General features: G+C 35.8%; 21 protein-coding genes. 8 read left to right on the top strand and 13 right to left on the bottom strand.

Annotated features, from left to right (window positions below; all coding sequences use genetic code 11):
* Positions 1-56: 56 nt before the first annotated feature.
* Entirely contained in the window at positions 57-572 is a 516-nt protein-coding gene (locus H611_RS0103690; RefSeq protein WP_027137076.1) for an RNA polymerase sigma factor, read from the bottom strand.
* Between the two features lie 113 nt (positions 573-685).
* Between H611_RS0103690 and H611_RS14450 the strand changes: the two genes are divergently transcribed.
* From H611_RS14450 to folD, 3 genes are all read left to right on the top strand, one after another.
* A complete protein-coding gene (locus H611_RS14450; RefSeq protein ID WP_157515040.1) occupies positions 686-2,458 on the top strand; it encodes a hypothetical protein in 1,773 nt (590 codons plus the stop codon).
* Positions 2,459-2,651: 193 nt separating this feature from the next.
* Positions 2,652-3,980, top strand: a complete 1,329-nt coding sequence (ffh, locus tag H611_RS0103680; RefSeq protein ID WP_027137074.1) for a signal recognition particle protein — start codon at positions 2,652-2,654, stop codon at positions 3,978-3,980.
* A 47-nt stretch (positions 3,981-4,027) separates the two neighbouring features.
* Positions 4,028-4,903, top strand: a complete 876-nt coding sequence (gene folD / locus H611_RS0103675) for a bifunctional methylenetetrahydrofolate dehydrogenase/methenyltetrahydrofolate cyclohydrolase FolD (RefSeq protein WP_027137073.1) — start codon at positions 4,028-4,030, stop codon at positions 4,901-4,903.
* Positions 4,904-4,955: 52 nt separating this feature from the next.
* Here the strand turns inward: folD and rluF are convergent, their stop codons facing one another.
* The 6 genes from rluF to H611_RS0103645 are packed head-to-tail and all read right to left on the bottom strand — an operon-like array spanning position 4,956 to position 10,116.
* Entirely contained in the window at positions 4,956-5,768 is an 813-nt protein-coding gene (rluF, locus tag H611_RS13930; protein ID WP_035483308.1) for a 23S rRNA pseudouridine(2604) synthase RluF, read from the bottom strand.
* A 42-nt stretch (positions 5,769-5,810) separates the two neighbouring features.
* Positions 5,811-6,635 carry an alpha/beta hydrolase gene (locus H611_RS0103665; protein ID WP_027137072.1) on the bottom strand — a complete coding sequence of 275 codons (825 nt, stop codon included), beginning with the start codon at positions 6,633-6,635 and terminating at the stop codon, positions 5,811-5,813.
* The gene (locus H611_RS0103660) at positions 6,636-7,001 is read right to left on the bottom strand and encodes a cupin domain-containing protein (protein ID WP_027137071.1); all 366 of its coding nucleotides are present in this window, start codon (positions 6,999-7,001) and stop codon (positions 6,636-6,638) included.
* Positions 7,002-7,970, bottom strand: a complete 969-nt coding sequence (locus H611_RS0103655) for a YitT family protein (RefSeq protein WP_027137070.1) — start codon at positions 7,968-7,970, stop codon at positions 7,002-7,004. It abuts the gene before it with no gap.
* Entirely contained in the window at positions 7,970-8,524 is a 555-nt protein-coding gene (locus H611_RS0103650) for a hypothetical protein (RefSeq protein ID WP_027137069.1), read from the bottom strand. The genes H611_RS0103655 and H611_RS0103650 overlap by 1 nt, the downstream gene beginning before the upstream one ends.
* 47 nt (positions 8,525-8,571) lie before the next feature.
* The gene (locus tag H611_RS0103645; RefSeq protein ID WP_027137068.1) at positions 8,572-10,116 is read right to left on the bottom strand and encodes a helicase HerA-like domain-containing protein; all 1,545 of its coding nucleotides are present in this window, start codon (positions 10,114-10,116) and stop codon (positions 8,572-8,574) included.
* 154 nt (positions 10,117-10,270) lie between these two features.
* On the opposite strand from H611_RS0103645, the gene H611_RS0103640 reads away from it, so the two are divergent.
* Positions 10,271-10,900 (top strand): 7-carboxy-7-deazaguanine synthase QueE, encoded by a 630-nt coding sequence (locus H611_RS0103640; protein ID WP_027137067.1) that lies wholly within the window; start codon positions 10,271-10,273, stop codon positions 10,898-10,900.
* A gap of 49 nt (positions 10,901-10,949) precedes the next feature.
* Here the strand turns inward: H611_RS0103640 and H611_RS0103635 are convergent, their stop codons facing one another.
* The 5 genes from H611_RS0103635 to H611_RS0103615 form a co-directional block, all read right to left on the bottom strand.
* Positions 10,950-11,477 (bottom strand): DUF2911 domain-containing protein, encoded by a 528-nt coding sequence (locus tag H611_RS0103635; RefSeq protein WP_027137066.1) that lies wholly within the window; start codon positions 11,475-11,477, stop codon positions 10,950-10,952.
* A gap of 160 nt (positions 11,478-11,637) precedes the next feature.
* The gene (gene gatB/aspS, locus H611_RS0103630; RefSeq protein WP_027137065.1) at positions 11,638-14,973 is read right to left on the bottom strand and encodes a bifunctional amidotransferase subunit GatB/aspartate--tRNA ligase AspS; all 3,336 of its coding nucleotides are present in this window, start codon (positions 14,971-14,973) and stop codon (positions 11,638-11,640) included.
* On the bottom strand, positions 14,973-16,370 hold the full coding sequence (locus H611_RS0103625) for an amidase family protein (protein ID WP_027137064.1): 1,398 nt from the start codon (positions 16,368-16,370) through the stop codon (positions 14,973-14,975). The genes gatB/aspS and H611_RS0103625 overlap by 1 nt, the downstream gene beginning before the upstream one ends.
* Positions 16,371-16,372: 2 nt before the next feature.
* A complete protein-coding gene (locus tag H611_RS0103620) occupies positions 16,373-16,642 on the bottom strand; it encodes an Asp-tRNA(Asn)/Glu-tRNA(Gln) amidotransferase subunit GatC (RefSeq protein ID WP_027137063.1) in 270 nt (89 codons plus the stop codon).
* Positions 16,643-16,970: 328 nt separating this feature from the next.
* On the bottom strand, positions 16,971-18,236 hold the full coding sequence (locus H611_RS0103615) for a porin family protein (RefSeq protein ID WP_027137062.1): 1,266 nt from the start codon (positions 18,234-18,236) through the stop codon (positions 16,971-16,973).
* Positions 18,237-18,644: 408 nt separating this feature from the next.
* Here H611_RS0103615 and gyrB point away from each other — a divergent pair, with 408 nt between their 5' ends.
* Positions 18,645-20,594 carry a DNA topoisomerase (ATP-hydrolyzing) subunit B gene (gyrB, locus tag H611_RS0103610; RefSeq protein ID WP_027137061.1) on the top strand — a complete coding sequence of 650 codons (1,950 nt, stop codon included), beginning with the start codon at positions 18,645-18,647 and terminating at the stop codon, positions 20,592-20,594.
* 67 nt (positions 20,595-20,661) lie between these two features.
* On the opposite strand, the gene H611_RS0103605 is transcribed toward gyrB, so the two are convergent.
* Positions 20,662-21,426 (bottom strand): membrane metalloprotease, encoded by a 765-nt coding sequence (locus H611_RS0103605; protein ID WP_027137060.1) that lies wholly within the window; start codon positions 21,424-21,426, stop codon positions 20,662-20,664.
* Between the two features lie 282 nt (positions 21,427-21,708).
* Between H611_RS0103605 and H611_RS0103600 the strand changes: the two genes are divergently transcribed.
* The 3 genes from H611_RS0103600 to H611_RS0103590 all read left to right on the top strand — a co-directional run bounded on the left by H611_RS0103600 (position 21,709) and on the right by H611_RS0103590 (position 24,572).
* Positions 21,709-22,731 carry a DUF6588 family protein gene (locus tag H611_RS0103600; RefSeq protein WP_027137059.1) on the top strand — a complete coding sequence of 341 codons (1,023 nt, stop codon included), beginning with the start codon at positions 21,709-21,711 and terminating at the stop codon, positions 22,729-22,731.
* 224 nt (positions 22,732-22,955) lie between these two features.
* A complete protein-coding gene (gene mdh, locus H611_RS0103595) occupies positions 22,956-23,882 on the top strand; it encodes a malate dehydrogenase (RefSeq protein ID WP_027137058.1) in 927 nt (308 codons plus the stop codon).
* A 72-nt stretch (positions 23,883-23,954) separates the two neighbouring features.
* Positions 23,955-24,572 carry a hypothetical protein gene (locus H611_RS0103590; RefSeq protein WP_027137057.1) on the top strand — a complete coding sequence of 206 codons (618 nt, stop codon included), beginning with the start codon at positions 23,955-23,957 and terminating at the stop codon, positions 24,570-24,572.
* Positions 24,573-24,643 lie beyond the last annotated feature (71 nt).

Below are 24,643 nucleotides of genomic sequence, written 5' to 3'. Positions count from 1 at the left end.
ATATAACAATTCACTTTTATTTTTTCCTACCCTTAAAAAAAATATTTTTCTAAAAGTTACAGTTCTTTAATGTCTTTTCTTAGTTTTTCTAAGGCTCCATATATACGTTTTTCAACTGCTTTTGTTGAAATATCGAGTAATTCGGCTATTTCTTTAAAACGTTTCCCTTCAACCCGATTCATCATAAAGGCTTCCCGTTGCGCCTCTGTTAAATTACTAAGTGCCTTTTGTAATTTAACATTATACTCGCTTTCCTGCATTAAGAATTCAGGATTTTCATTGGTTACCTTTTTTGGTTTTGTTTGCTGATGTTTTAAAACCACTTTTTGATGAGCAGCTTCATTAAGCATTAAATTATTAGCGGTTGTGAAAACATAACTTTTCGCTTTGTCGGGTGTAACCTTTTTACAGTTTTCCCATAATTTGATAAAGGCGTCCTGAACTTTGTCTTTTGGATTGAGTTGATCTCCAAATTTATAGTAAAGAAAATTGTGTAAATCTTTAGAGTATTTATTAAATATTGATGAAAACATGTGCTCCTCGCAGATGTTTTTTTGTAGCTGTTTCGCCATATAATAAGTAGTTGGAAGGACTAAATTAAAAAAAATCGGAATACAGGGTAGGAATTTTTAAAGTTATCCTGTTTTATAAACAAAACGCTATGTATAACCCAAAAACGAATATCATGAAAACTATGTTAAGAACATTTTTACTAGTTCCTTTTTTTGCCCTTTTATTTTTTACTTCCTGTCAGGAGGAAGTGGTTGATATCACTTCAGCACAAGAGTCTGAAGCATTAACATCAGATACAGAACTTACCGTATTAATTAGTGCTACGAGTACCTTAGATGGTTCTCAAGACAACGTTATTGATAAAGCAAGTTGTTTGTCTGTTGAATTGCCAGTGACCGTTGTGGTTAACGGACTAGAAATAATAGTCGACTCTGAAGCAGATTATAAAGTTATTGAAGCCATTGTTAAAGAGTTTGATGGTAATGATGATATATTAAGCATAGTGTTCCCTATAACCGTTATGACTTCCAATTATACCGAAATTACTATTAATAGTAAAGAAGAGTTACACGCACTTGTTGAAGCCTGTTATGGCGAGAATGAAGAAGATGATGATATTGAATGTATCGACTTTCAGTATCCACTTTCTTTTGCTGTTTACGATACCGATTTTCAGGTAATTGATGTAGTGAATGTTGAGGGAGATAGACAATTACATCGTTTTATCGAGCGTGTTAAAATAGGTGATGTGTTTGCGAGTTTAGAATTTCCTGTTACCATGGAGTTAGCTGATGGATCTGAAATCGTTGTTAATAATAATATGGAATTACAAGCAGCTATCGAAGAGGCTAAAAATGCTTGTGATGAAGATGATGATAACGACTATGGTGATCACGATTTCACAAAAGAACGTTTAGATAATATACTAAAAACTTGTCCTTGGATTGTTTACGAATTTAAGCGAAATGAAGAAAGTTTAGATGATAAGTACCGTGAGTATGGTATGGTTTTTAAAGAAGATAATATCGTAAATGTATTTGCAAGAGGTGGCGCAATGCTTACTGGTACTTGGAGTACAAACGTTACCGATCATGGCGCAGTTATTAACTTACAATTTGAAACCCTAGTAGACTTTACTCTGGAATGGTTTGTTTATGAAATTGAGCCAGGAAAAATTAAATTGTTCCGAGAAGGAGGTAACCGCGCAATTTTAAAGAAAAATTGTGAAATCGATTTAGGGATTACTTTGGAACGCATTCATAATTATCTGCAACAGTGTTACTGGAGAGTCGATGAATTAAAAGTTGATGATAGTAATAGTGAAGATGAATATATTGGTACGCCATTAAAATTCTTCGAGAATAATATCGTTAAAATACGAGTAAATGGCGAGTTAGTGGCAGGTGTGTATAATGTGGTTAAAACCAATGCAGGGTTTGTACTTCAAATAACATTGGTTAATCGTCCGAGATTACAGTTAGAATGGTTAATTACTTTCTTAGAACCGGGATTAATAAAATTAGAAGGTGTTGGTAACAAGGATAATAAAATGATTTTAGAAAGACATTGTCCTGAAGGTGATGGTGATGTGCTTGAGATTTCAAATGTACTCGCGGCGGGCGACTGGGTTGTAGCGGCTTATGAAAATGCAGAATCTGGTTCGAACATTAATACAGATACCTTTATGAATCATACCATTAGTTTTCTTATTAGCGGATATTTAAAAGTAACCAATGCCGAAAATGTGGTGGTAAATAAAGGATCTTGGTTAATTTATAGAAATGATGGTTTAAGATTAGGCTTACGTTTTGGTTCGGAAGCACCATTTAGCTACTTAAATCACAGATATAAAATAACATCAGTTTCAAGTACGCGAATAGAATTAAAAGATTTTAGTTCTACCGGAACAGTAGAAAGTGTATTAGTACTTGATAGAAAAAATTAATTATGTTTTGGTGTAAGGAAACTGAGCTGATTTGGTTGGTTAGGTTAATTTAATAAGCAGGTTTCCTTTATTTAGGGCTGTCAAAAATATCCATTTGACAGCCCTTTTTTTGTTCGTACATTTTACCAGTTCTTACTTCTATAATACACAGCAAATCACTAAATTTGCACTTCTTAAAATTTGAATAGAAATTATGTTTAATAATTTAAGCGATAAATTAGATAAAGCCTTACACGTACTTAAGGGGCATGGAAGTATTACCGAAGTTAATGTAGCGGAAACCTTAAAAGAAGTAAGACGTGCTTTACTCGATGCCGATGTTAACTTTAAAATAGCTAAACAATTCACCAATACGGTAAAAGAAAAAGCATTAGGTCAGAATGTACTAACGACATTGCAGCCTGGGCAGTTAATGGTGAAAATTGTAAAAGATGAGTTAACCGAACTTATGGGAGGTGATGCCGAAGGTATTAATCTTTCTGGTGCACCTAGCATTATTTTAATGTCGGGTTTACAGGGGTCTGGTAAAACTACATTTTCAGGTAAGCTTGCTAATTTTCTGAAAAATAAGAAAACAAAGAAACCTTTATTAGTGGCTTGTGATGTGTATCGTCCGGCGGCCATCGATCAGTTACATGTTGTTGGTGATCAAATAGGTGTAGAGGTTTATAGCGATAAAGGAAATTCAGATCCGGTAGCCATTGCACAGGCAGGTATTGCTCATGCGAAAGCTAATGGATTTAATGTCGTAATTATAGATACCGCAGGTCGTTTAGCTGTAGATGAGGCAATGATGACCGAAATTTCGAATATTCATAAAGCCGTTCAACCACAGGAGACTTTATTCGTAGTGGATTCTATGACGGGGCAGGATGCGGTTAATACGGCTAAGGCCTTTAACGATGTGTTGAATTTCGATGGTGTGATTCTTACGAAATTAGATGGTGATACACGCGGTGGTGCGGCTATTTCAATTAAATCGGTAGTTAATAAGCCAATCAAGTTTATTGGTACAGGTGAGAAGATGGACGCGATTGATGTGTTCTATCCATCACGTATGGCCGATCGTATTCTTGGAATGGGTGATGTCGTGTCTTTAGTAGAACGTGCTCAGGAACAGTTCGATGAAGAAGAAGCTCGTAAACTTCAAAAGAAAATTGCTAAAAATCAATTTGGTTTCGACGATTTCTTAAATCAGATTCAGCAGATTAAGAAAATGGGGAACATGAAAGACCTGATGGGGATGATTCCTGGAGCCAGCAAAATGTTGAAAGATGTAGATATTGATGATGATGCCTTTAAAGGTATTGAAGCCATTATTCATTCTATGACACCTCTGGAAAGAAGTAATCCTTCCATTATAAATGCCAGCAGAAAGAAACGTATTGGTAAAGGATCAGGGACTTCGGTACAACAGGTAAACCAGTTGTTAAAGCAGTTCAACCAGATGAGCAAAATGATGAAGATGATGCAGGGTGGAGGTGCTAAAAAAATGATGAGCATGATGAAAGGCATGCGTTAATTTTAGAAGAATTAAAATAATATAAACAGGTACTTAAATCCTAAAAGATGACAATTTTAGACGGAAAAAAAGTTAGTAACGATATTAAAGAAGAGATTGCTGTTGAGGTTAGTAAGATGGTTGCTAACGGTGAAAAAACACCACATTTAGCAGCAATTCTAGTTGGAACCGATGGCGCCAGTATGACTTACGTAAATGCTAAAGTAAAGGCTTGCGAGAAAATTGGTTTTAACTCGACTCTAATCGATTTACCTGAAGAAACCACAGAAGCGGTTTTACTTGAAAAAATTCAGGAGTTAAATACGAATGACGATATCGATGGATTTATAGTACAGTTACCATTACCAAAACACATTGATGAGCAAAAGGTATTAATGGCCATCGATCCTGATAAAGATGTCGACGGATTTCATCCTACAAACGTAGGGAGAATGGCCTTGGATTTACCAACTTTTCTTCCGGCAACACCTTTCGGGATTTTAGAATTATTAGAGCGCTACGACGTGGAAACCTCAGGTAAGAATGTGGTAGTTATGGGAAGAAGCCATATTGTTGGTCGCCCCATGAGTATCTTAATGAGCCAGAAACGTAAGGCTGGTGATGCCACGGTAACGGTGGTTCACAGCCGTACTAAAAACTTAGCAGACATTACACGTAGTGCCGATATTATCGTAGCTGCGATAGGTATTTCAGAATACTTAACGGGTGATATGGTTAAAGATGGTGTTGTCATTATCGATGTGGGAATTACACGCGTACCAGACGAGACCAAAAAAGCGGGGTATCGTTTAGCAGGTGATGTCGATTTTGCAAGCGTGAGCCCAAAAGCAAGCTATATTACGCCGGTGCCTGGGGGTGTAGGACCGATGACCATTGCCATGCTTCTTAAAAACACCTTATTAGCAAGAGAAAGACACGGATAGACATATCTAACTTTATATAATAAAAAAGCAGCATGTTTTCATGCTGCTTTTTTTATCGCTTCCTGCGTTTAGGAGGTTTTCTGTCCTTTTGTTGTGGTCTTTCAGAATTACTGGGGCGTCTTTCTGTTTTAGGTTTGAAGACTTTGGTTGAGGTACTAATTAACCTATTTAACTCGCTAAACTCTTCTTTGGTAAGTTCTCGGTATTTCCCAACAGGGGTGTCTAATTTAATGTTCATAATACGAACACGTTTTAGGGTCTGTACTTCGTAGTTTAAATACGCACACATACGACGAATCTGGCGGTTCAATCCTTGTGTTAGTATAATTTTAAACTCGTAAGTACTTAGCTTTTCGACCTTACATTTGTTGGTGGTTTTCTTTAAATCTTCCAAATAAATACCACCGGCCATCCGCTCAATAAAGGTTTGAGAAATAGGTTTGTCTACGGTTACGATGTATTCTTTTTCGTGATTGTTACTGGCGCGCAGAATTTTATTTACAATATCGCCGTCGTCGGTTAAAAGTATGAGTCCCTCACTAGGTTTGTCTAACCGACCAATAGGGAAAATACGTTTCGGGTAGTTAATATAGTCGATAATGTTGTCTTTCTCCACACTCGTATCGGTAGTACAAACAATGCCTACAGGTTTATTAAAGGCCAGATATACGAAATGTTCTTTGGTGTTTTTGACTTCTTTTCCATCAACATGAACCACATCGCCGGGTGCTATCTTTGTACCCATTTCCGGAACGTCCCCATTTATAGTAACCCGACCTGCATCGATAAGTTTGTCGGCTTCACGGCGTGAGCAATAGCCAACTTCACTTAAATATTTATTAATACGTTTTAATTCTTGCGACATAATATAGCGACCTTCAAATTTGTTGACAAAAATACAACAAATCTAGGCGTTAAGGAATTCTAATATATGATTATAAATGACCTCATTTTTTAGTCCATGACCGAAGCCTTGGGTCTTTACCAGTTTAGAATTTTTGTAATGTTTATGAATGTGTAAAGCATCGCGATAAGAAATAATCCGGTCTTTCTTATCATGTATAATGAGGCCTTCGGCAGTTAATTTGTCTGAAAAGTTTTTTATAGAATAAAAGCTTGGGAGTTTGCCAAAATGTTTCATGTAATAGGCGTCCATAGCCTTGGTAACCTTTTTGTTGTAGCCCATAATTTTTACATAATTATCAATCACTTCATCAAAGTTTGAAGGTGCCCCCAAGAGTATGAGCTTATCAATATTTAAATTATGATTGTTAGTGGCTAGGGCGGAAGCCGTACCACCTATAGAATGTCCAATTATAATATGTATATCGAATTGTTGCGCAATCATATTAATGCATTCGGAATATAAAACGGCATTAAAAGTTTTATGTCCAGATTTACCATGCCCTGGCGCATCTAAAGCTACAATATTGTAATCCTGAGCTATTAATAATTCTATTAAATCCCGCCATCTGTAGGTATTGCTTTCCCACCCATGTACCAGCAGAATAGTTTCTTTTCTTCCAGCCCAGAGGTAGGTTCTAATCGCAATATCATCATACATAAAATCCTGTTGTTTGGCCGATTTTAAATAGTTTGATTCATCGGGCTGCAGTTTGCCTTTTTGTGGTGTAGAAAAGATGTTTACGGCTAGTTTCGCGGCGTATTGAGGCGCTAGGTAACTTACGGTGTTAATAAGTGTTCCAATAGTTTTTACTAGGGTATTATTCATTTAAAGGTCTTCGCGGTTTACTGAATCGATTGAAAAAGCTGGCATGCAAATGGCAATATATTCACAAACTTCAGTAAATGGATTTGAGTATTGAACTCGGGTATTTTTTTCAATTCTTATAGATTGTCCGGCTTCTAATACAATGGTTTCATCTCCAATAATAAATTGCTTTTTGCCGCTGATGATAAAGGTATATTCATCAAATTCGGGTGTTTGAAAAGGTTCACTCCAGCCTGCAGGAGCCTTCATATGGGCTATACTTATATTAGCATTGCCGTCGCTGGCAAGTCCAAAATGTTCTTTTATAACCTTTCCATCGGTAGTTGGAACTACAAATGGATCGTTTTGTATGGTATATTTTTTCATTTATTTTAATGGTTTTCTTTTTATCATACCACCTTTTAAATCTTTCACGATGCCCATTATTATAAATGCCTTTCGATCAATTTTGTCAATTTCGGTTTGTAGTTTAGCTAATTCTAAACGGGTCACAACCGTGTAAATGATGTCTTTTTCGGTGCTTTTACCGTGGTGCCCATAGCCGCCTTTTCCCGAATAAATGGTACAGGCACGTCGTAATTTTTCGATTAACATGATTCGTAATTCCTCATGTTTTTCAGAAATGATGGTCACCCCAACGTATTCTTCCACCCCGTCTACTACAAAATCTACAGTTTTTGCCGCTGCGAGATAGGTTAGGATGGCATATAAAGCTGTTTCAATAGACAGTAAATAGGCCCCCACAGAAAATATAGTAATATTTATTAAGAGAAGTATATCGCCAATAGTTAGCGATAATTTTCTGCTTAAATAAATAGCTAATACTTCGGTGCCATCTATAACGCTACCACCACGCATAGACAAGCCAATACCTAAACCTAAAAAGAAACCACCAAACACAGAAATTAATAATTTATCTTCTGTGATGGTTGGGTAATCTACAAAATGCACTACAAAAGCTAAAAAGGCAATAGCTGCAATACTTTTAACAGCAAATTTAAGGCTAATGGTCCGGGATGCGAGGATTAAAAAGGGTAAATTAACCAGTATTAAAAAGTAGCTGAGTTCTAATTGAGTTACGTATTCTAATAGAAGCGAGATACCCGTAGCACCACCATCGATAAAATTGTTTGGTAATAAAAAGGATTTTAATCCGAATCCAGCCGAAAACACGCCAATAATTATGAATACGTATTCTTTTATGGCGTGTGCTAGTTCTACTTGTAAATTTCTTACTAAAGGTACTATTTGTCTTTTCGTGACGGGTTTGGCTTGCTTAGAGGCAAGTCGTTTCCGAGCTAGGTCAACTAGTATTTTAGATAAGAATGGATTCATTAGTTATTCCAATTTACAAAGAAATATTTCAATTTAGCATCATCTGGAATATGAGTGGCTTCGATGTTCATATTCATATCGAATCTAAGGTTTGCCGGAAGCTCTTTTTTATCGATAGTAAAGCTGGCATTAATTTCATTCACCGTAACCACAACCGAATTGATTAGATTATCAATTCTCGATATTTTATAATTCTCGCTAATGTCTTTAAAGGTGCTTAATGACGATATGTTCTTGTCTGTTTTATAGCGAGCATCTGCAATCTGAACATTTCTAATAACAGAGGTAGAGTCTAAAGCACGAGCTGGTGTTAAAACCAGAAGTTTGTTGCCTTCCTTATCCAAGATATCGATATTGGTTTTGCTAGTAGAAAAACTATTTCCTACTATAAATTTTGAAACCGAATCGTTTTTAAAGATGGCACTTAAATCTTTAACCTGAGTTGAGTCTGTTAATAATCCAACATGATGTTTAGAGATTTTAAACGGATCTTGTTTTTTACAACTGCTAAAAATTAAAGTTAGGGTAGTAAGGGTAATAAATACTTTTTTCATATGAATTAGGGGTAAAATATAATTATGTTTAATTGTTGATAACCAACTTATTTTTTTAGCACTTTCGTCAAAATACCAAAAACACTTCTAATAAAGGTAGCGCTTGTTAATACTTTAACTACAGGGTTCATGGCGGTACTGCGGCGTCGAGACGAGCTACTTGCTCGTTTTTTTGATGCTGCTTTTTTTAGGGCTTCCTGTTCTTCTTTGGCTTTGGCTTTAGCCTCTTCTTCCTCAGCTTTGGCGATTTTTTCATTTAGCAGTTCGTAGGCGCTTTCTCGATCAATGGTTTCGTTGTATTTTTTTACCAACTTAGAATTGTCAAGAAGTTCTTTTAACTCAGCATCAGTTAATACATCCATTCTACTCATGGGAGCACGCATCATGGTAGCTGCCAGTGGGGTAGGGCGACCTTTTTCATCTAATGCTGAAACTAAAGCTTCACCAATACCTAAGGATGTTAATATTTCCGTAGTGTTATAGTATTCCGAATCAGGATAATTTTCGGCCGTGAGCTTAATGGCTTTTCTATCTTTTGCTGTAAAAGCACGAAGGGCATGTTGAACTTTTAATCCTAATTGGCCTAGAACTTCTTCAGGAACATCAGTCGGGTTTTGGGTTACAAAATATAAGCCAACACCTTTACTTCGAATAAGTTTTACAATACTTTCAATTTGATCAAGTAAAGCTTTTGAAGCTTCGTTGAAAATTAAATGCGCTTCATCTATAAATAAAACAAGTTCTGGACGGTCGCTATCGCCTTGTTCGGGAAAAGTCGAGTATATTTCTGCTAACAGACTTAACATAAAGGTTGAAAATAACTTAGGGCGATCCTGAATATCGGTCAGTCGAATAATATTAATATAGCCACGACCTTCATCATCGATACGAAGTAAATCCTTTACATCGAATGAGGTTTCTCCAAAGAATAAATCGGCACCTTGTTGTTCTAAGGTGACTATTTTTCTCAAAATAGCACCTGTGGATGCTGTTGAAATACGTCCGTAAGCTTCGTTAAATTCTTCTTTGCCTTCTTGGGTGGCGTATTGTAGTATTTTTTTAAAATCTTTTAAATCTAAAATAGGTAATTTGTTATCGTCGCAATATTGAAAAATAACAGCTACAATGCCTGATTGTGTATCAGTTAAGTCTAGAATGCGCGATAATAGTACCGGACCAAATTCACTAATGGTAGCACGTAAACGAACACCGTTTTGTTCGGATAAGGTTAGAATTTCAACCGGAAATTTTTTGGCTTCAAAGGGAAGCCCTATTTTTTCGTGACGTTCATTTATTTTTGGATGTCCCGGACTAGGTTGTGCTATACCGCTCAAATCACCTTTAATATCCATGAGTAAAACCGGAATACCTTTGTCGCTTAAATTTTCAGCTAAAACTTGCAGCGACTTAGTTTTTCCTGTACCTGTAGCACCAGCAATTAAACCATGACGATTTAATGTTTTAAGTGGGATGTTTACATGAGCACCCGTTATAGTTTCACCATCAAGCATAGCGGCACCAATGGGAATGAAGTCTCCTTTGGTTTTGTTACCTTCTACGATATAATTAAAAAAGGTTTCCTTGTTGTGCATGGAAATTAAATTTGAGTAAAAATACAGGAAAATTAAAGAAGAAAAAAAATATGTTTTTGTACGTAAAAGCATATTTTATTTTATGATTTTTTTAGTAGTTGATTAGAAATCAAAACCCTTTTAAAAAGTAAAGGAATGTGTATCTTTGCAAGCTATGAATAATCAGATACAGGAATTAGTAAATAAAGGAGAGATGCTGCCACTGATGGAGGAGTTTTATACCATTCAGGGGGAGGGCTTTCATAAGGGAACCGCCGCTTATTTTGTTAGAATTGGTGGTTGTGATGTAGGATGTCATTGGTGCGATGTTAAGGAAAGCTGGAATGCTGATATTCATCCCCCTACCGAAACTGCTAAAATTGTTGCTAATGCGAAAAAATATAGCGACACGATTGTAATTACCGGTGGTGAACCATTAACATGGGATATGACCTTGTTAACTACAAAATTAAAAGCAGAGGGATTACAGGTTCATATAGAAACATCTGGAGCTTATAAGCTTTCCGGAGTTTGGGACTGGATTTGTTTGTCGCCCAAAAAAATGAAGCTTCCAACAAAAGAAGTTTATGAAAAGGCAGATGAGCTTAAAATGATTATTTATAACAAAGATGATTTTCGATTTGCCGAAGAACAAGCGGCTAAAGTTAGTGAGAACTGTATTTTATACATGCAGCCGGAATGGAGTAAGCGTGATAAAATGATTCCTGAAATAGTCGATTATGTGATGAAACACCCTAAGTGGAAAGTGTCTTTACAAACGCATAAGTATTTAAATATACCGTAATAAAAAAGCGCCTAATAACTTAGGCGCTTTTTTATTTATTTGATACCTCTTACTTACTAACCGGAAGAGATACTAGGATTGTTCCCCAAGCGAGATACATGTGGTCAACGTCAAAAGCAATAGAGAAGGCTTCTGTGTTTTCTCCTGTAGATACTGATGCCTGAACTCTAAGAACATCGTTCTGCTCATTATAATTATAAGCGCCCCAAACATCGGTGTCCCTATTTAAAATAATAGTCCATTCTTTGTCTCCAGGAATAGTATATAACGAGTATGTCCCAGCTTTTACAGTTTTCCCACCAAATTTTAAATCTTGGTAACATTTAATTTCTGTAGCTTCATTGGCGCCGGTTCTCCAAACTTTGCCATTTGGTGCAAGTGCATTAATATCGCGTCCTTTTAATTGCGGGCGGCTGTAAATTACTTTAGCCATGGGAGGCGATTTTCTATTAGTTCTATAGTAAGAGATGTCCAACGGACTTTTATCTAATTTTGAGAATTTTTGAGCTTCTACTTGCGCTGAAATAAGCATAAAAAAAGCAAATGCTGTAGTGATGATTAATGTGTGTTTTTTCATTTTGGAATTTTTAAAGTTTGTCATGCTTTAAAGTTAGATGTTAAATTTCTTAAAATAATGGTAAATTGAAAATGCTTATGTTAAATTTTTTGAGGAGTTGGTGTTAAATAAAAAAGCTCCAGTTAAAACTGAAGCTTTAAAAATTAAAAAAATAACGTGATTATTTTTTTATTACCTTAACATTCATTTCTTCTACTTTTTTGTCTGAAAGCAGAGAAGGTGCGCCAAACAGTAAATCTTCACTGGTCCCTGTTTTCGGGAAAGCCATCACTTCACGAATGGATGTTTTCTTTTCTAAAATCATCATGAGGCGATCTACACCCCAGGCTATACCACCGTGAGGTGGGGCACCATAGTGGAACGATTTATACATGGTGCCAACGCTCTTCATCATTTCTTCTTTGTTGTAGCCCATGTTTCGGTAAGTGGCTTCTAAGATTTCAGGTTTGTGCGCACGTACAGAACCACCACCAATTTCATAACCATTTAGAATTAAATCGTATTGCTGAGCGATAATCGATCCAATTTCTTCCTCCTTACCGTTCATGTGTTTTTCAATATCATATACGGCAGGCATCGAGAAGGGGTTGTGGGTAAATGTCCAGCGACCTTCATCGGTTTTTTCAAACATCGGGAAATCGACTACCCATGCCGGTCTTAATTCCTTAGGGTTGATTAATTTTAACATGCTGCCTAGTTCCTGACGTACAGCATCTAATGCTTTATTGGCAGTCGCGTAATCGGCAGCCGAGAAGAATACAATATCTCCAACCTGCGCACCTGTGGTAGCAATAATACCTGCTGCAATATCTTCTCCTAAGAATTTAATTATAGGCGATTGTAAATCGTTTTCGTTTACAATGATATACGCTAAGCCACCCAAACCGTGTTGCTGGGCGATACCCGTTAGTTTTTCAATTTGGCCTTTCGATAAACGTTTTTTGCCTTGTTCTTCGCCAGTCACTCTGATACATTTTACAATACCTCCTTCTTCAATAGGCTTACTGAATACCTGGAATGTGGTGTCCTTAACAATCTCGGTAATGTCCTGGAGTTTTAAACCAAAGCGTAAGTCAGGACGGTCACAACCGTAGTTATCCATAGCTTCTTGGTAGGTAAGCACTTCAAATGGATGTAAGATCCATTTTTTACCATAGATTTTATTCACCACTTCATTAAACATTCTGGTGTTTAAATCGATGATTTGCTGCATGCTGGCATAAGCCATCTCGATATCTAACTGTGTAAACTCGGGTTGTCTGTCGCCACGAGAATCTTCGTCTCTAAAACAACGTGCAATCTGGAAGTATTTCTCATAACCACTAACCATTAGCATTTGTTTAAACTGCTGAGGTGCCTGTGGTAAAGTGTAAAAGGCACCGGCCTGCTTTCTCGATGGTACAATAAATTCACGAGCACCCTCATCGGTACCGGCACTTAAAATAGGGGTTTCAATTTCAAGGAAATCTTGTTCATCTAAAATGTCGCGGAGTAGCTTAATTACTTTATGGCGATTTACAATGGTACGGCGAACATCATTATTGCGGTGATCTAAATATTTATACTGAAAACGAGTGTTTTCATTTGTTTTGGTCGCACGTTTTATTTCAAACGGAAGCGTTCTTGATAAGTTCAGAATATCTAGTTGGCTAGCTTCTAACTCAATTTTACCGGTACGTAATGCCGGGTTGTAATCGTCTTCTTTACGTTGTACGATGATTCCTGTAACCGTAATTACAGATTCTGGTTTTAATCGTACCAGTTCGTCTAGATTAGGGAAGGATTCACGGCTTAAGCGCACCTGGAATTTCTCGGCACTCGAATCGCGTAAATCAATAAAAATTAACTCACCATGGTCTCGAACACTAGCTACCCATCCGGCAAAGGTTACTTCCTTAGAAATACTGTTGTCGTTAATATCGGTAATAAGATGAGTTCTATATTCCTCTTTTATAACTAAAGGGATCTCAGGTAATACCTCTTCTTGTTCTTTCTTTGTTGCAGCCTGAACTTCAGCTTTTGTTTTTACCGTGGTTTCAGTCGCATTACTAATAGTTGCATCTGCTTGTAAGGTGTTAAGAATACCTTCACGAATCACTTTTCCTGAAGCACCTTTACCAATGATCGCGATGACTTTCCCAACTAAAATACCAGCTTTTCCTTGGTTTCCGGCTTTTATATCGTTAGCCACGGCTTCATTTTCAGAAATGACTTTCGCAATAGCATCCTGAATTTTTTCTTCAGAAATACTGTTGTCTTCGAAATATTGATTGTAATCAAAATGTCTGTCTTTTAAATACGCTGTAATGGCATTTTGAACCAGTACGGATGTGATTTTTTCAGATTTAAATAGTTGGAAAATTTCGATTAAATGTTCAATACGGTGAATGTCGTTGTATTCATCCGGTTTAATATTGTTTGTTAAGGTTTTTGCAACGAACGATGGGTCTTGTATGACATTGTTAATAGCTACAAAAGTTTCCGAACGAAGTGAATCGGCTGTGAAGAATTTCGCATCCTGTGGTAATACACCGCCTTTAATTAGAATAGATTCAACAGCAAAAGGTAATGAACTTACATCTACATCAATCGATTCTACCACATCTTTAATGCAAACGAATGGTAGGTCGGGTTCGGAAATAAAACGGTAATCGGCCTCGTATTCTTTTTTACGCATGGTTTTGGTTTGCTTCAAGTCAGCATCCCAAAGTACGGTGGTTTGATCTGGTCTGAATTCTTTATGTTCAAGGTAGTAGTTTAGTTGTTTTTCAACTTCCTCTTTTAATGCATCGACCATGAACTTAAACGAGTTTAAGTTTTTTATTTCGGTACGCGGATTTAAAGCGTAGGTGTGTTTTTTGCGAAGTGATACCGAAACATCCGATTTAAATTCTCCTTTTTCAAGGTTGGCTTCAGATATTTTTAAATTCTGTACAATACGCTGGATATATTGTGCATAGGTTGAAGCATCTTCAATATGGCGAATACAAGGTTCGGTAACAATTTCAATAAGAGGCACCCCTGCTTTATTAAAATCGACTAAGGACACATGTTTTTCATGCATGAGCTTGGCAGCATCTTCTTCAATATGAACCTGAGTTAAATTTACAGTAAACTGAGACCCATCGTTTCTAAAGCATGACACTTGTCCGTCAGGAATAATAGGGTTGTGAAATTGCGTAATCTGTATGTTTTTAGGGTTGTCTGGGTATTCGTAATGTTTTCTGTCCCAGGAAATCACATCATTGTCAAAGGTTGATTTCACTGCCTTTCCAAAGTAAATAGCCTTGGTAATGGCTTCTTTGTTAACAGCCGGCAAGACACCCATTTGTCCCGTACAAACCGAGCATATGTTTTGGTTAGGTGTGTCAATTTCCTGATTAGGACAAGAACAGAATAATTTGGTTTTGGTGTTTAATCGAACGTGTGTTTCCAGTCCGATTACTAACTCTAATTCGTGGGCTTTTAAAGCCGCGTCTAATTGTTCCAGTTCCATTATAATGTGTCTTTTAAGAAGTTAGCAAACTTCAAAACAAGTTCGTCATTTGTTTTTGCGGCTGTTATTTGTAAGCCAGTTTCTGTGCCTTTTGGTACGGTGAGTGTGGGTAGTTGTCCAAGACTGAATCCAACCGTATAAGCATCGCTTAAATACATGGCTAAGGGGTCTTTTAAACTGTTGCCAATTTTAGGTGGCGTATTTGGTGTTACTGGTGAGATGATTATATCCACTTCTTCGAAATCTTTTTCAAAATTTTCAGCAATAGCATCTCTTAGGGCCAATCCTTTTAAGTAAATTTCATCTGAAAATCCTTGTGATAATACCTGGTTTCCACCAACAATTCTGCGTTTGGTTTCTTCTGAGAAATTCTCAGAGCGTGTTATAGCGTAAGATTCTTTTAGGTTTTTATCATCGATACGGTTACCGTAATTGGAGCCATCTAAACGAGATAAGTTTGAAGCCGTTTCCGCCATGGCCAAAGTATAATAAGTTGAAACCAGAATGTCAGATTTGAAAAAGTCCAGTTCTTTCACTTCTATACCTTTGGCTTTTATTTTTTCAATCGTCGCTAAAAAGTCTTCTTTAATTTTAGGGTCGATGGCTTCACTTTCGACAAAGTTTTTAAAATATCCAACCGTTTTTATGTCTGAATGTAAAATGCTTTCTTTAGGAATACTTTCTGAAACATAAGTTGTTTGGTCTTTAATGTCTTTTCCGGACATCACATTTAATACAATACGAATATCTTCTACTGATTTAGCAATGGGACCAACACAATCTGTAGAGGAGGCGTAAGCCATTAAGCCGTATCGAGAAATACGTCCGTAAGTTGGTTTTAAGCCATATACGTGGTTGTAGCCTGCGGGTTGACGAACCGATCCTCCGGTATCCCCACCAATTGAAAATACGGTGTAATCTTTTGCGACATTTACTGCCGATCCGCCACTGGACCCTCCACCAACTAAGTCGGGGTTAATAGCATTCTTTACTGCTCCAAAAATGGTGTTTTCGCTCGATGATCCGTGACCAAAACTGTCACAGTTCTCTTTTACGATTGGTATGGCACCAGCGTCTAATAACTTTTGTATAGCCGTTGCTGTGTAAGCGGATTTGTAATTTTTTAATAACTCAGAACTTGCAGTCGTGGTTGTTCCCTGAAGCATAAATACATCTTTAATTCCAAAAGGAATGCCTTCCAATAAACCAATGGCTTCGCCGTTAGCAATTTTATGATCTATTTTCTTTGCTAGGTTAATAGCTGTGTCATCTAAGGTCGAATTTACGGTGTTGTTGGTATTAGCTTTTAATGCTTCTAACTTTTCTTGAACGAGTTGGGTGCAAGATATTTCCTTGTTAACAAGTTGCTGGTGTATTTTGTGTATTTGTGATTCCATAATTACTCTTCTATAATTTTAGAAACCACCAAATAGCCATTTTTTTCTTTTGGGAAGTTCTCTATAATAATCTGTTTTTCGATGGCTGAACTTTCAACGACGATATCGTCTCGCAAATCATTTAATGATACACAATTATTACCCTTATTATTAAAAGAGTTATTATTTGTTGATTGTGCATTTTTAATGACATCAAATAATTTGCTCACGGCTTCACTGGGCTGTGCTCCTTTAATACTCGACAATATGTCGACAGTCATAATTTTACTCATATCTTAAATTTAGTATTAAAAAAAGGCCTTCCACATTTGGAAGGCCTTTCATATTTTTTAACAATAACCTTCCTGTCCTAAAAATTAGGATTATTGAAATTATTATTGTTGTTATTGATTGTCATAGGTTTAATTCTCCTTCAAAGATATATAGAATAAATAGACTAGGAGTAATTTTTTTTATTCAGATTTGGTCTATTGTAGAATTGTTAATAAACGTATGTTTAATTTGTTTTTTCTATAATCGATTTAAAATAATCCTTAAAATTATTAAAACAATTTCTCCAAAAGGCTTGTTAGAATTGATTTAGAACTCTTTTATAGATAGTTATTTCAATGAAATTTGATATTGAAGAACAGCCATGCCTTTGTAGTCTTTTTGTTTTAAGGTTTCGGCTTCAAAGATTGGTCGATGCTGATATCCTAAGCTTATTTTATTGCCTTGAGACCCGTTAATAAGAAAGTTTACAGTAAAATCATAAACTGTCATATGATTATTTAACGCATCCCAATCAGAATATTGTACCGCAATATTAGGTTGAATTACTGTTAAATGATTTAATATCTGTGTTTGCTTAAATGCATAACCAAATTGTCCGTACCATGTTGTGCCTGTACCAATCATAGGAAAGGCAACTCCTGGTCCGTTAAAGTCTGTACCTCCGCCGGTAGTGGGGTTGTTGGCACCCACATTACGAATGTAATTTTTTCCAAAATCATAATCGTAATAGCCAAGATAAGCCGTAATGGCATTACCATTTGCTAATGGTAGGTTTAAAAAAGAGTCTGCAGCAAAATGTGAAATATCATAAATATTGGTTTCAGGAAGGTTTGCATCACCGTCACTCATAGCTTCGGGTTGAAATTGAAAACCGGCACCAATATTAAAAACTTTCTTATTTTGTAGATAGGTACCTATTTGGTATGCAGATTTATTAGATTCGTGTTCAAAAATTTGATATTTAACATACGCCGAGGTTTTTACTCTAGGTTTATTATTAGCAAAATTTACCGAACCATTCGGGATTTTTTTAACATAAAAGGGACGGTTAAAAGTCATTCTATAGTCAAATTTATCTGCTTGACCTTTAAACCAAAAACCGAATAAGCGACCTATGTCATCATTAATCTCCACGGAGTTTAAAGTAAAGAGAGGTGAATCCAGTCCCATAAGTGTCATACTTGATCTAATGTTCCAACGGTTTAATCCTTGCCAGCCCGATTTTCCAAAACCAATTTCAAATTGTTTAAAAAATGAATATTCAATATATAAATCTAGGACTCCAATTGGGAAAGAATCTCCTTTAAAGTTATAATTGTTGCCTCCAAAAATAGCATAGGCAAATATTTTAGGGGTAATTTGAGATGAAACAGGGATGCGTAATCTTCGAATAGAAACATCGAAAAAATCTGATGTGGGTTCGCCGTGAATTTCAGAACCTTCATTAAGGTCGGAATACCTTAGCCAAAATTGAGACTTAAGATTCCACTTGATAGTTGGTTTGAATGGTTTTGGTTCCTGACTGAAAGAATAAAACGTAAAACTTAATGTTAAAAGTAAAGTAATTAAGACTTTTGTAATTGGTCTTTTCATAAGGTAATTTGTTAGTGAAGGAACAAAATTATTGTTTACTTAAGTCTAAAAAAGTGACATACATCATATTCTAATTTTTTTTCTTTTAAACCCTCTTATTTTGAATTTTTAGAGGATTTATTTGATTTTAAAATGGTTTTCAAGTATTAAAATAAGACTTTAGAACGACTTTCTGAAAATTATCTTTTAAAAACGAGTTGAAATTTGTTAAAATCGATTTTAAGATGATTTTTAAGCGATTTAAGCTAGTTTCTCGAAATTAACAAATGTTGATAATTTTATGCATGTATCGATAAAAAGCTTTCTGAAAGCCTTAGAATTTACTATATTTGTTTGTATTCAGAAAGGATGCTTTTCAGCATCTTTTTTTGTGATATAAAGCTTAACTAAAAAGATAATATTTAAAATATGAGCGAAGCAAAAGAAGAATTTAACAAGCACGGGTATTCGGCTGATAGTATTCAGGCTTTAGAGGGAATGGAGCACGTACGTATGCGTCCGTCGATGTATATTGGAGATGTTGGTGTGCGTGGTTTACACCATTTGGTTTATGAGGTTGTAGATAACTCTATTGATGAAGCTTTAGCAGGACACTGTAATAATATTACAGTAACAATAAATGAAGATAATTCGATTACTGTTGAAGATGATGGTCGTGGTATTCCTGTAGATTTACATAAAAAAGAAGGGATTTCTGCACTTGAAGTCGTAATGACTAAAATTGGTGCCGGAGGTAAGTTCGATAAAGATTCGTATAAAGTATCTGGAGGTTTACACGGTGTTGGTGTCAGTTGTGTTAATGCATTGTCAGAACATTTAAAAGCAACTGTACATAGAGATGGTAAAATATGGGAGCAGGAATATGAGCGTGGAAAATCAATATATCCGGTAAAACAAATTGGAGAAACCGATAAACGTGGTACTGTTGTAACCTTTAAACCGGATCCTACAATATTTCAACAAACCTTAGAGTATAGCTACGATACATTAGCAAGTCGATTACGTGAGTTGGCTTACCTAAATAAAGGTATTATTATACATATTATTGATAGACGTTCGACTAAAGATGATGGAGAGTTTGAAGGTGAAACATTTCATTCTGAAGAAGGGCTTAAAGAATTTATAAAGTATCTAGATGCGACTCGTGAGCCTTTAATGAAGGATGTTATTTCTTTTGAAGGCGAAAAAAATGGTGTTCCGGTTGAGGTTGCTATGGTGTATAATACTTCTTATGCTGAAAACTTACACTCTTATGTAAATAATATTAATACCCATGAAGGAGGAACCCACTTATCAGGATTCCGTCGTGGATTAACACATACTTTAAAGAAATATGCCGATGAATCTGGCATGTTGGATAAGTTAAAGTTTGATATTGCAGGTGATGATTTCCGTGAAGGATTAACGGCTATTGTTTCCGTAAAAGTTGCAGAACCTCAATTTGAAGGACAAACAAAAACTAAATTGGGTAACCGTGAAGTATCAGCTTCGGTTAGTCAGGCGGTTTCAGAGATGTTGTCTGATTATTTAGAGGAACACCCTGATGATGCTAAAATTATTGTGCAGAAGGTGATTTTGGCAGCTCAGGCACGTCATGCAGCTCAAAAGGCACGTGAAATGGTTCAGCGTAAAACCGTTATGAGTATTGGTGGTTTACCAGGAAAATTGAGTGACTGTTCAGAACAGGATCCTGCAAAATGTGAAGTGTTCCTTGTAGAGGGAGATTCGGCGGGTGGAACCGCGAAACAGGGACGTGACAGAGCATTTCAGGCTATTTTACCATTGCGTGGTAAGATCTTGAATGTGGAAAAAGCCATGACTCATAAAGTATTCGAGAATGAAGAGATAAAAAATATTTTTACTGCGTTAGGGGTAACTATTGGAACTGAGGAAGATAGTAAGGCATTGAACTTGTCTAAATTGCGTTATCACAAGATTGTAATTATGTGTGATGCCGATATTGATGGTAGTCATATTGCAACACTAATTTTAACATTCTTCTTCCGTTATATGAAAGAGCTTATTGAGGAAGGTCACGTTTATATTGCGACCCCTCCTTTATATTTGGTTAAGAAGGGGAATAAGAAGTCTTATGCTTGGAACGATAGAGAACGTGATAGAATTGCAGAAGAATTTGGAGGTTCTGTAAACATTCAACGTTATAAAGGTCTTGGAGAGATGAACGCGGAGCAATTATGGGATACCACGATGAATCCGGAATTTAGAACGCTACGTAAAGTTCAAATTGATAATGGAACTGAAGCCGATAGAATTTTCTCTATGCTAATGGGAGATGAAGTGCCACCTCGTAGAGAGTTTATTGAGAAGAATGCTGTTTATGCAAAAATTGATGCGTAAAAAGTTAGTAAATTATAACCATAAAAAAAGCCGCTTATAGCGGCTTTTTTTATGGTTATTAATAGTTTTATTTACCTCCATTTGCTTTTAAATCGGCAAGGCACTGCGCGTCTAAAGGTGGGGGCGTACTAGTGTTTGATAAATTTGATATGGCTGCCGCTGATTCTGCTTCCCAGTACATTAGGCAATCTTCATCATTACAATGTTTAGGATGATTGGTGTCTTCATGGTCGGTTTGCATATCTGTTCCTAAATTTGTTAATCCTAGTAAATGGCCTAGCTCATGGTTTATAACGGTACTTTCCAATAAACTTCGGCTGGGTTCTATAGGACTGTTGCTTAAACCCTGAATGGTTTCTTCGAAAATAACAAATGAAGTGTTCCAATAAGCTGTTCCTAGGACAACACTATTAGATTCATCCTTATCTGATTTACCATCTGTAAAGAAAGCCCAAATAGCAAGCTTATCCTTTGTATTGTATTGTGTTCTGTTTTCTCTTTCGATATCCGCTATGTCTTCGGTAGAATACGTTTCTGTTCCTAAGCTAGGTATGGATCGTACTTGTACATCTATTCCATTAGGTTTGTAGGTGTGATTTGTTAAAAAAGTAACAAAATTATCAATGCTAGCCTGTCTGGGTTGAAATCCTTCTACGTATACTAGTTCGATCACTAAACTTTTAAAAGTGTTATCAGATAAAATGTCATTTGCTGAGCTTCCTGTGGTTTGTCGGTTGTTAACAATGTTTTGTTTTGAATCAGTAGTGGTATCCTGACTACAACTGAATGACAAAAATACAGCAGTAAGTATTAGTGCTAATTTTAATTTCATGGGACGTAAATTATACAGAGTTATAATAAATTATCTAATTTAAAACCTCTGCTATGTAAGTTCAAATCTAATTTATATTTTTAAAATAAGCCAAAATATAAGTTGGTTTTAGAAATGTTCTTTAAATAAAACGTCGAATTTTAAGAATATTGTGGGTGTTATTTAATGTTGGAGTAATAGGGTGTTTTTAATAATATTTATCGATTAAAGGTAAAATTAACCGATAAAATGTTGTTTGTGAATGTGTTTTCTATATTTTTGTACGAACCAAATTTAAAATACATGAAAAAAATAATTCTATCAGTAATGGCTGTTATGGCAGCAATGAGTTTACATGCTCAAAGTGGGTTGGGAGGTTTGTTAGATGCTGGTGTAGAAAATGCGGAGCGTTTCTCTAACGATTTTTTAAACCCAGGGGCTAAGGCTGTAATGCATAGTATGAATGCTAACTGGTTTAATTCGGGAGACTCAAAACCATTAGGAGGTTTCGAAATTTCTATTATCGCCAATGCTGCTATTGCCAAAAAGGCCGATAGAACATTTACGATGAATATAGCAGATTATAACAGTGATGATTATAATTTCAAGGTTGAATTTGCAGACGGCCCAAATGTAGTTTCTAAAAATGTTTCTAGCGTGTTTGGAGAAAACAAGGAGGATGTTGAATTAATTATCAAATCGAAAATAAATCCCTTAATTGAAGATCGCATAACATTGCCATCCGGGGTAGGTATCGATTATATGCCAACAGGCTATATTCAGGGTGCCCTTGGTTTAATAAAAGGTTTGGAAGTAAAGGCTCGTTTATTACCAAAAGTTAAAACCGATGAATTTGAAGCCAGTATGGTTGGTGGTGCTTTGCAAGCAGAATTCACAAAATGGTTACCAGCAGATAAAATATTGCCAGTGGCAGTATCAGGGTTAGTGGCTTATACACATTTAGGAGGTGAGTACGATTTAACAGAGTCTTCTGGAATCTTTGGTCAAGATCAACGCATTGAAAACTCAACCGATACTTGGTTGTTTCAATTGATTGCTTCAACAAAATTACCAGTTATTAATTTTTATGGTGGTGTTGGGTATATTTCAGGTGAGTCATCCTCTGATGTATTAGGAACGTATCAAGTTAATAATGGCGTACTTAGTGAAACGGTTACCGATCCTTTTTCTGTAACAAGTACGGTGGAATCTGTTCGTGGAACTATAGGGGCAAAACTAAAACTAAGCGTTTTCAGACTAAATGCAGAATATCATATTTCGGAGTTTAATTCCTTTGCTATTGGTTTAAATTTTGGATTTAGATAATATCATTTTACATAAATTAAATTTATGCGATTTATGGTTTAAATGATATTTAAAAAAATAATATAAAAAAGTGAAAGATAATATCTTTCACTTTTTTATTTAGAGTATTATAATTTGTAATTTGCATGACTAATATCATAAAATAAACACTTTAGTCTATGGAAATTTGTTAGACTAACAAAGTGGAAGAATAAAGTTAACTATAAAATATTAAATTTTAAGACATGAAAGTAACAGTAGTAGGTGCGGGAGCTGTAGGAGCCAGTTGTGCGGAGTACATTGCGATTAAAGATTTTGCTTCAGAAGTAGTTTTGTTAGACATTAAAGAAGGTTATGCCGAAGGTAAAGCTATGGATTTAATGCAAACAGCTTCGTTAAATGGGTTCGATACCACCATTACAGGTGTAACTAACGATTATAGTCAAACAGCTAATAGCGATATTTGTGTTATTACCTCAGGTATTCCTCGTAAACCAGGAATGACTCGCGAAGAATTAATAGGAATTAATGCAGGTATTGTAAAAACGGTTTCTTCTAATTTAATTGAGCATTCTCCTAATGCTATTATTATCGTGGTAAGTAATCCAATGGATACTATGACCTATTTGGTGCATAAATCTACAGGGTTACCTAAAAATAGAATTATTGGTATGGGTGGCGCTTTAGATTCTGCACGTTTTAAATATCGATTAGCAGAAGCTTTGGGAGCACCTATTAGTGATGTTGATGGTATGGTAATTGGAGGGCATAGTGATACTGGTATGGTGCCTTTAACCTCGCATGCAACCAGAAATAGTGTAAGAGTTTCAGAATTTTTAAGTGAAGAACGTTTAGAGCAGGTTGCAGCCGATACTAAAGTGGGAGGTGCGACACTAACGAAATTATTAGGAACTTCAGCATGGTACGCTCCTGGAGCAGCAGTAAGTGGATTAGTTCAGGCAATTGCTTGCGACCAAAAGAAAATGTTCCCATGTTCTACTTTATTAGAAGGTGAGTACGGTTTAGAAGATATTTGTATTGGTGTACCTGTTATTTTAGGTAAAAATGGTATTGAAAAAATCGTTGATATTCCATTAAGTGATGCTGAAAAAGCACATATGCAATCAAGTGCCGAAGGCGTTAGAAAGACAAATGGTTTGTTAGAATTTTAATAATCCATATATTATCACATAAATTATTTAAAGACTGTAGAAATACAGTCTTTATTTTTTTATATTTGGCGCATGAGAGCAAAATGGTACTTTGGTGCTTTATTAATAATTATTACTGCTTTAGGTATATATCAGAATCAAATTTCTGAACCTAATCAGGAAATAGTATTGCAATTCACGGATGCAACAATCACATCTGCTGAAACCGAAAGTGCTATTGTGGTTGTTAAAGAACAGCTTCATGCTATTGGTGTTAGACATATTAATGTTCAAGAGCTTCAGGACGGTCAGATTAAGATTAGTTATTATAGTGCTGCTAATGTTGCAAGTGTAAAGCGCTTATTGTCTGTAAATGAAAATCTGAAGTTAAACTATGCTTCTAATGGTCAAATCTCTAAAACTTCCGATTTACCGACTGAGAAGGATTCTAAAAACTACAATCTTAATGTCTATGAAATTCAAAAAACCAGTAATACTGGTTGGGATTTAGATGGTAAATGTGTCCTTACGGCTAAACAAGATTTAGATCGATTTTATAATCCGAATGTGTATTTCTACTCTAATAATGTAAATGCACATGGCGCTAATAAAATTTCTGAAGAAGCCATAAAAGTCTTCAAAAATATAGCAATTGCTATAGATAATACATTAGGCAATATTCCAGAAGGTCGAGCAGGACCTATTGCTTAGGGATGCTTTGTTATAAGACCACTTTAAAGTGTAATTTAAAGTGACTATCCCGATGATTACAGAAACTTATT

This window comes from Gaetbulibacter saemankumensis DSM 17032 (assembly GCF_000425645.1).
Lineage (GTDB): Bacteria > Bacteroidota > Bacteroidia > Flavobacteriales > Flavobacteriaceae > Gaetbulibacter > Gaetbulibacter saemankumensis.
The sequence above is the reverse complement of the archived record's forward strand: the minus strand, read 5'-3'. Positions and strand labels throughout refer to the sequence as shown.

Coding starts and splice junctions, on each gene's coding strand:
- H611_RS0103690 (WP_027137076.1), bottom strand. CDS start 572: ATGGCGAAACAGCTACAAAAAAACATCTGCGAGGAGCACATGTTTTCA.
- H611_RS14450 (WP_157515040.1), top strand. CDS start 686: ATGAAAACTATGTTAAGAACATTTTTACTAGTTCCTTTTTTTGCCCTT.
- ffh (WP_027137074.1), top strand. CDS start 2,652: ATGTTTAATAATTTAAGCGATAAATTAGATAAAGCCTTACACGTACTT.
- folD (WP_027137073.1), top strand. CDS start 4,028: ATGACAATTTTAGACGGAAAAAAAGTTAGTAACGATATTAAAGAAGAG.
- rluF (WP_035483308.1), bottom strand. CDS start 5,768: ATGTCGCAAGAATTAAAACGTATTAATAAATATTTAAGTGAAGTTGGC.
- H611_RS0103665 (WP_027137072.1), bottom strand. CDS start 6,635: ATGAATAATACCCTAGTAAAAACTATTGGAACACTTATTAACACCGTA.
- H611_RS0103660 (WP_027137071.1), bottom strand. CDS start 7,001: ATGAAAAAATATACCATACAAAACGATCCATTTGTAGTTCCAACTACC.
- H611_RS0103655 (WP_027137070.1), bottom strand. CDS start 7,970: ATGAATCCATTCTTATCTAAAATACTAGTTGACCTAGCTCGGAAACGA.
- H611_RS0103650 (WP_027137069.1), bottom strand. CDS start 8,524: ATGAAAAAAGTATTTATTACCCTTACTACCCTAACTTTAATTTTTAGC.
- H611_RS0103645 (WP_027137068.1), bottom strand. CDS start 10,116: ATGCACAACAAGGAAACCTTTTTTAATTATATCGTAGAAGGTAACAAA.
- H611_RS0103640 (WP_027137067.1), top strand. CDS start 10,271: ATGAATAATCAGATACAGGAATTAGTAAATAAAGGAGAGATGCTGCCA.
- H611_RS0103635 (WP_027137066.1), bottom strand. CDS start 11,477: ATGAAAAAACACACATTAATCATCACTACAGCATTTGCTTTTTTTATG.
- gatB/aspS (WP_027137065.1), bottom strand. CDS start 14,973: ATGGAACTGGAACAATTAGACGCGGCTTTAAAAGCCCACGAATTAGAG.
- H611_RS0103625 (WP_027137064.1), bottom strand. CDS start 16,370: ATGGAATCACAAATACACAAAATACACCAGCAACTTGTTAACAAGGAA.
- H611_RS0103620 (WP_027137063.1), bottom strand. CDS start 16,642: ATGAGTAAAATTATGACTGTCGACATATTGTCGAGTATTAAAGGAGCA.
- H611_RS0103615 (WP_027137062.1), bottom strand. CDS start 18,236: ATGAAAAGACCAATTACAAAAGTCTTAATTACTTTACTTTTAACATTA.
- gyrB (WP_027137061.1), top strand. CDS start 18,645: ATGAGCGAAGCAAAAGAAGAATTTAACAAGCACGGGTATTCGGCTGAT.
- H611_RS0103605 (WP_027137060.1), bottom strand. CDS start 21,426: ATGAAATTAAAATTAGCACTAATACTTACTGCTGTATTTTTGTCATTC.
- H611_RS0103600 (WP_027137059.1), top strand. CDS start 21,709: ATGAAAAAAATAATTCTATCAGTAATGGCTGTTATGGCAGCAATGAGT.
- mdh (WP_027137058.1), top strand. CDS start 22,956: ATGAAAGTAACAGTAGTAGGTGCGGGAGCTGTAGGAGCCAGTTGTGCG.
- H611_RS0103590 (WP_027137057.1), top strand. CDS start 23,955: ATGAGAGCAAAATGGTACTTTGGTGCTTTATTAATAATTATTACTGCT.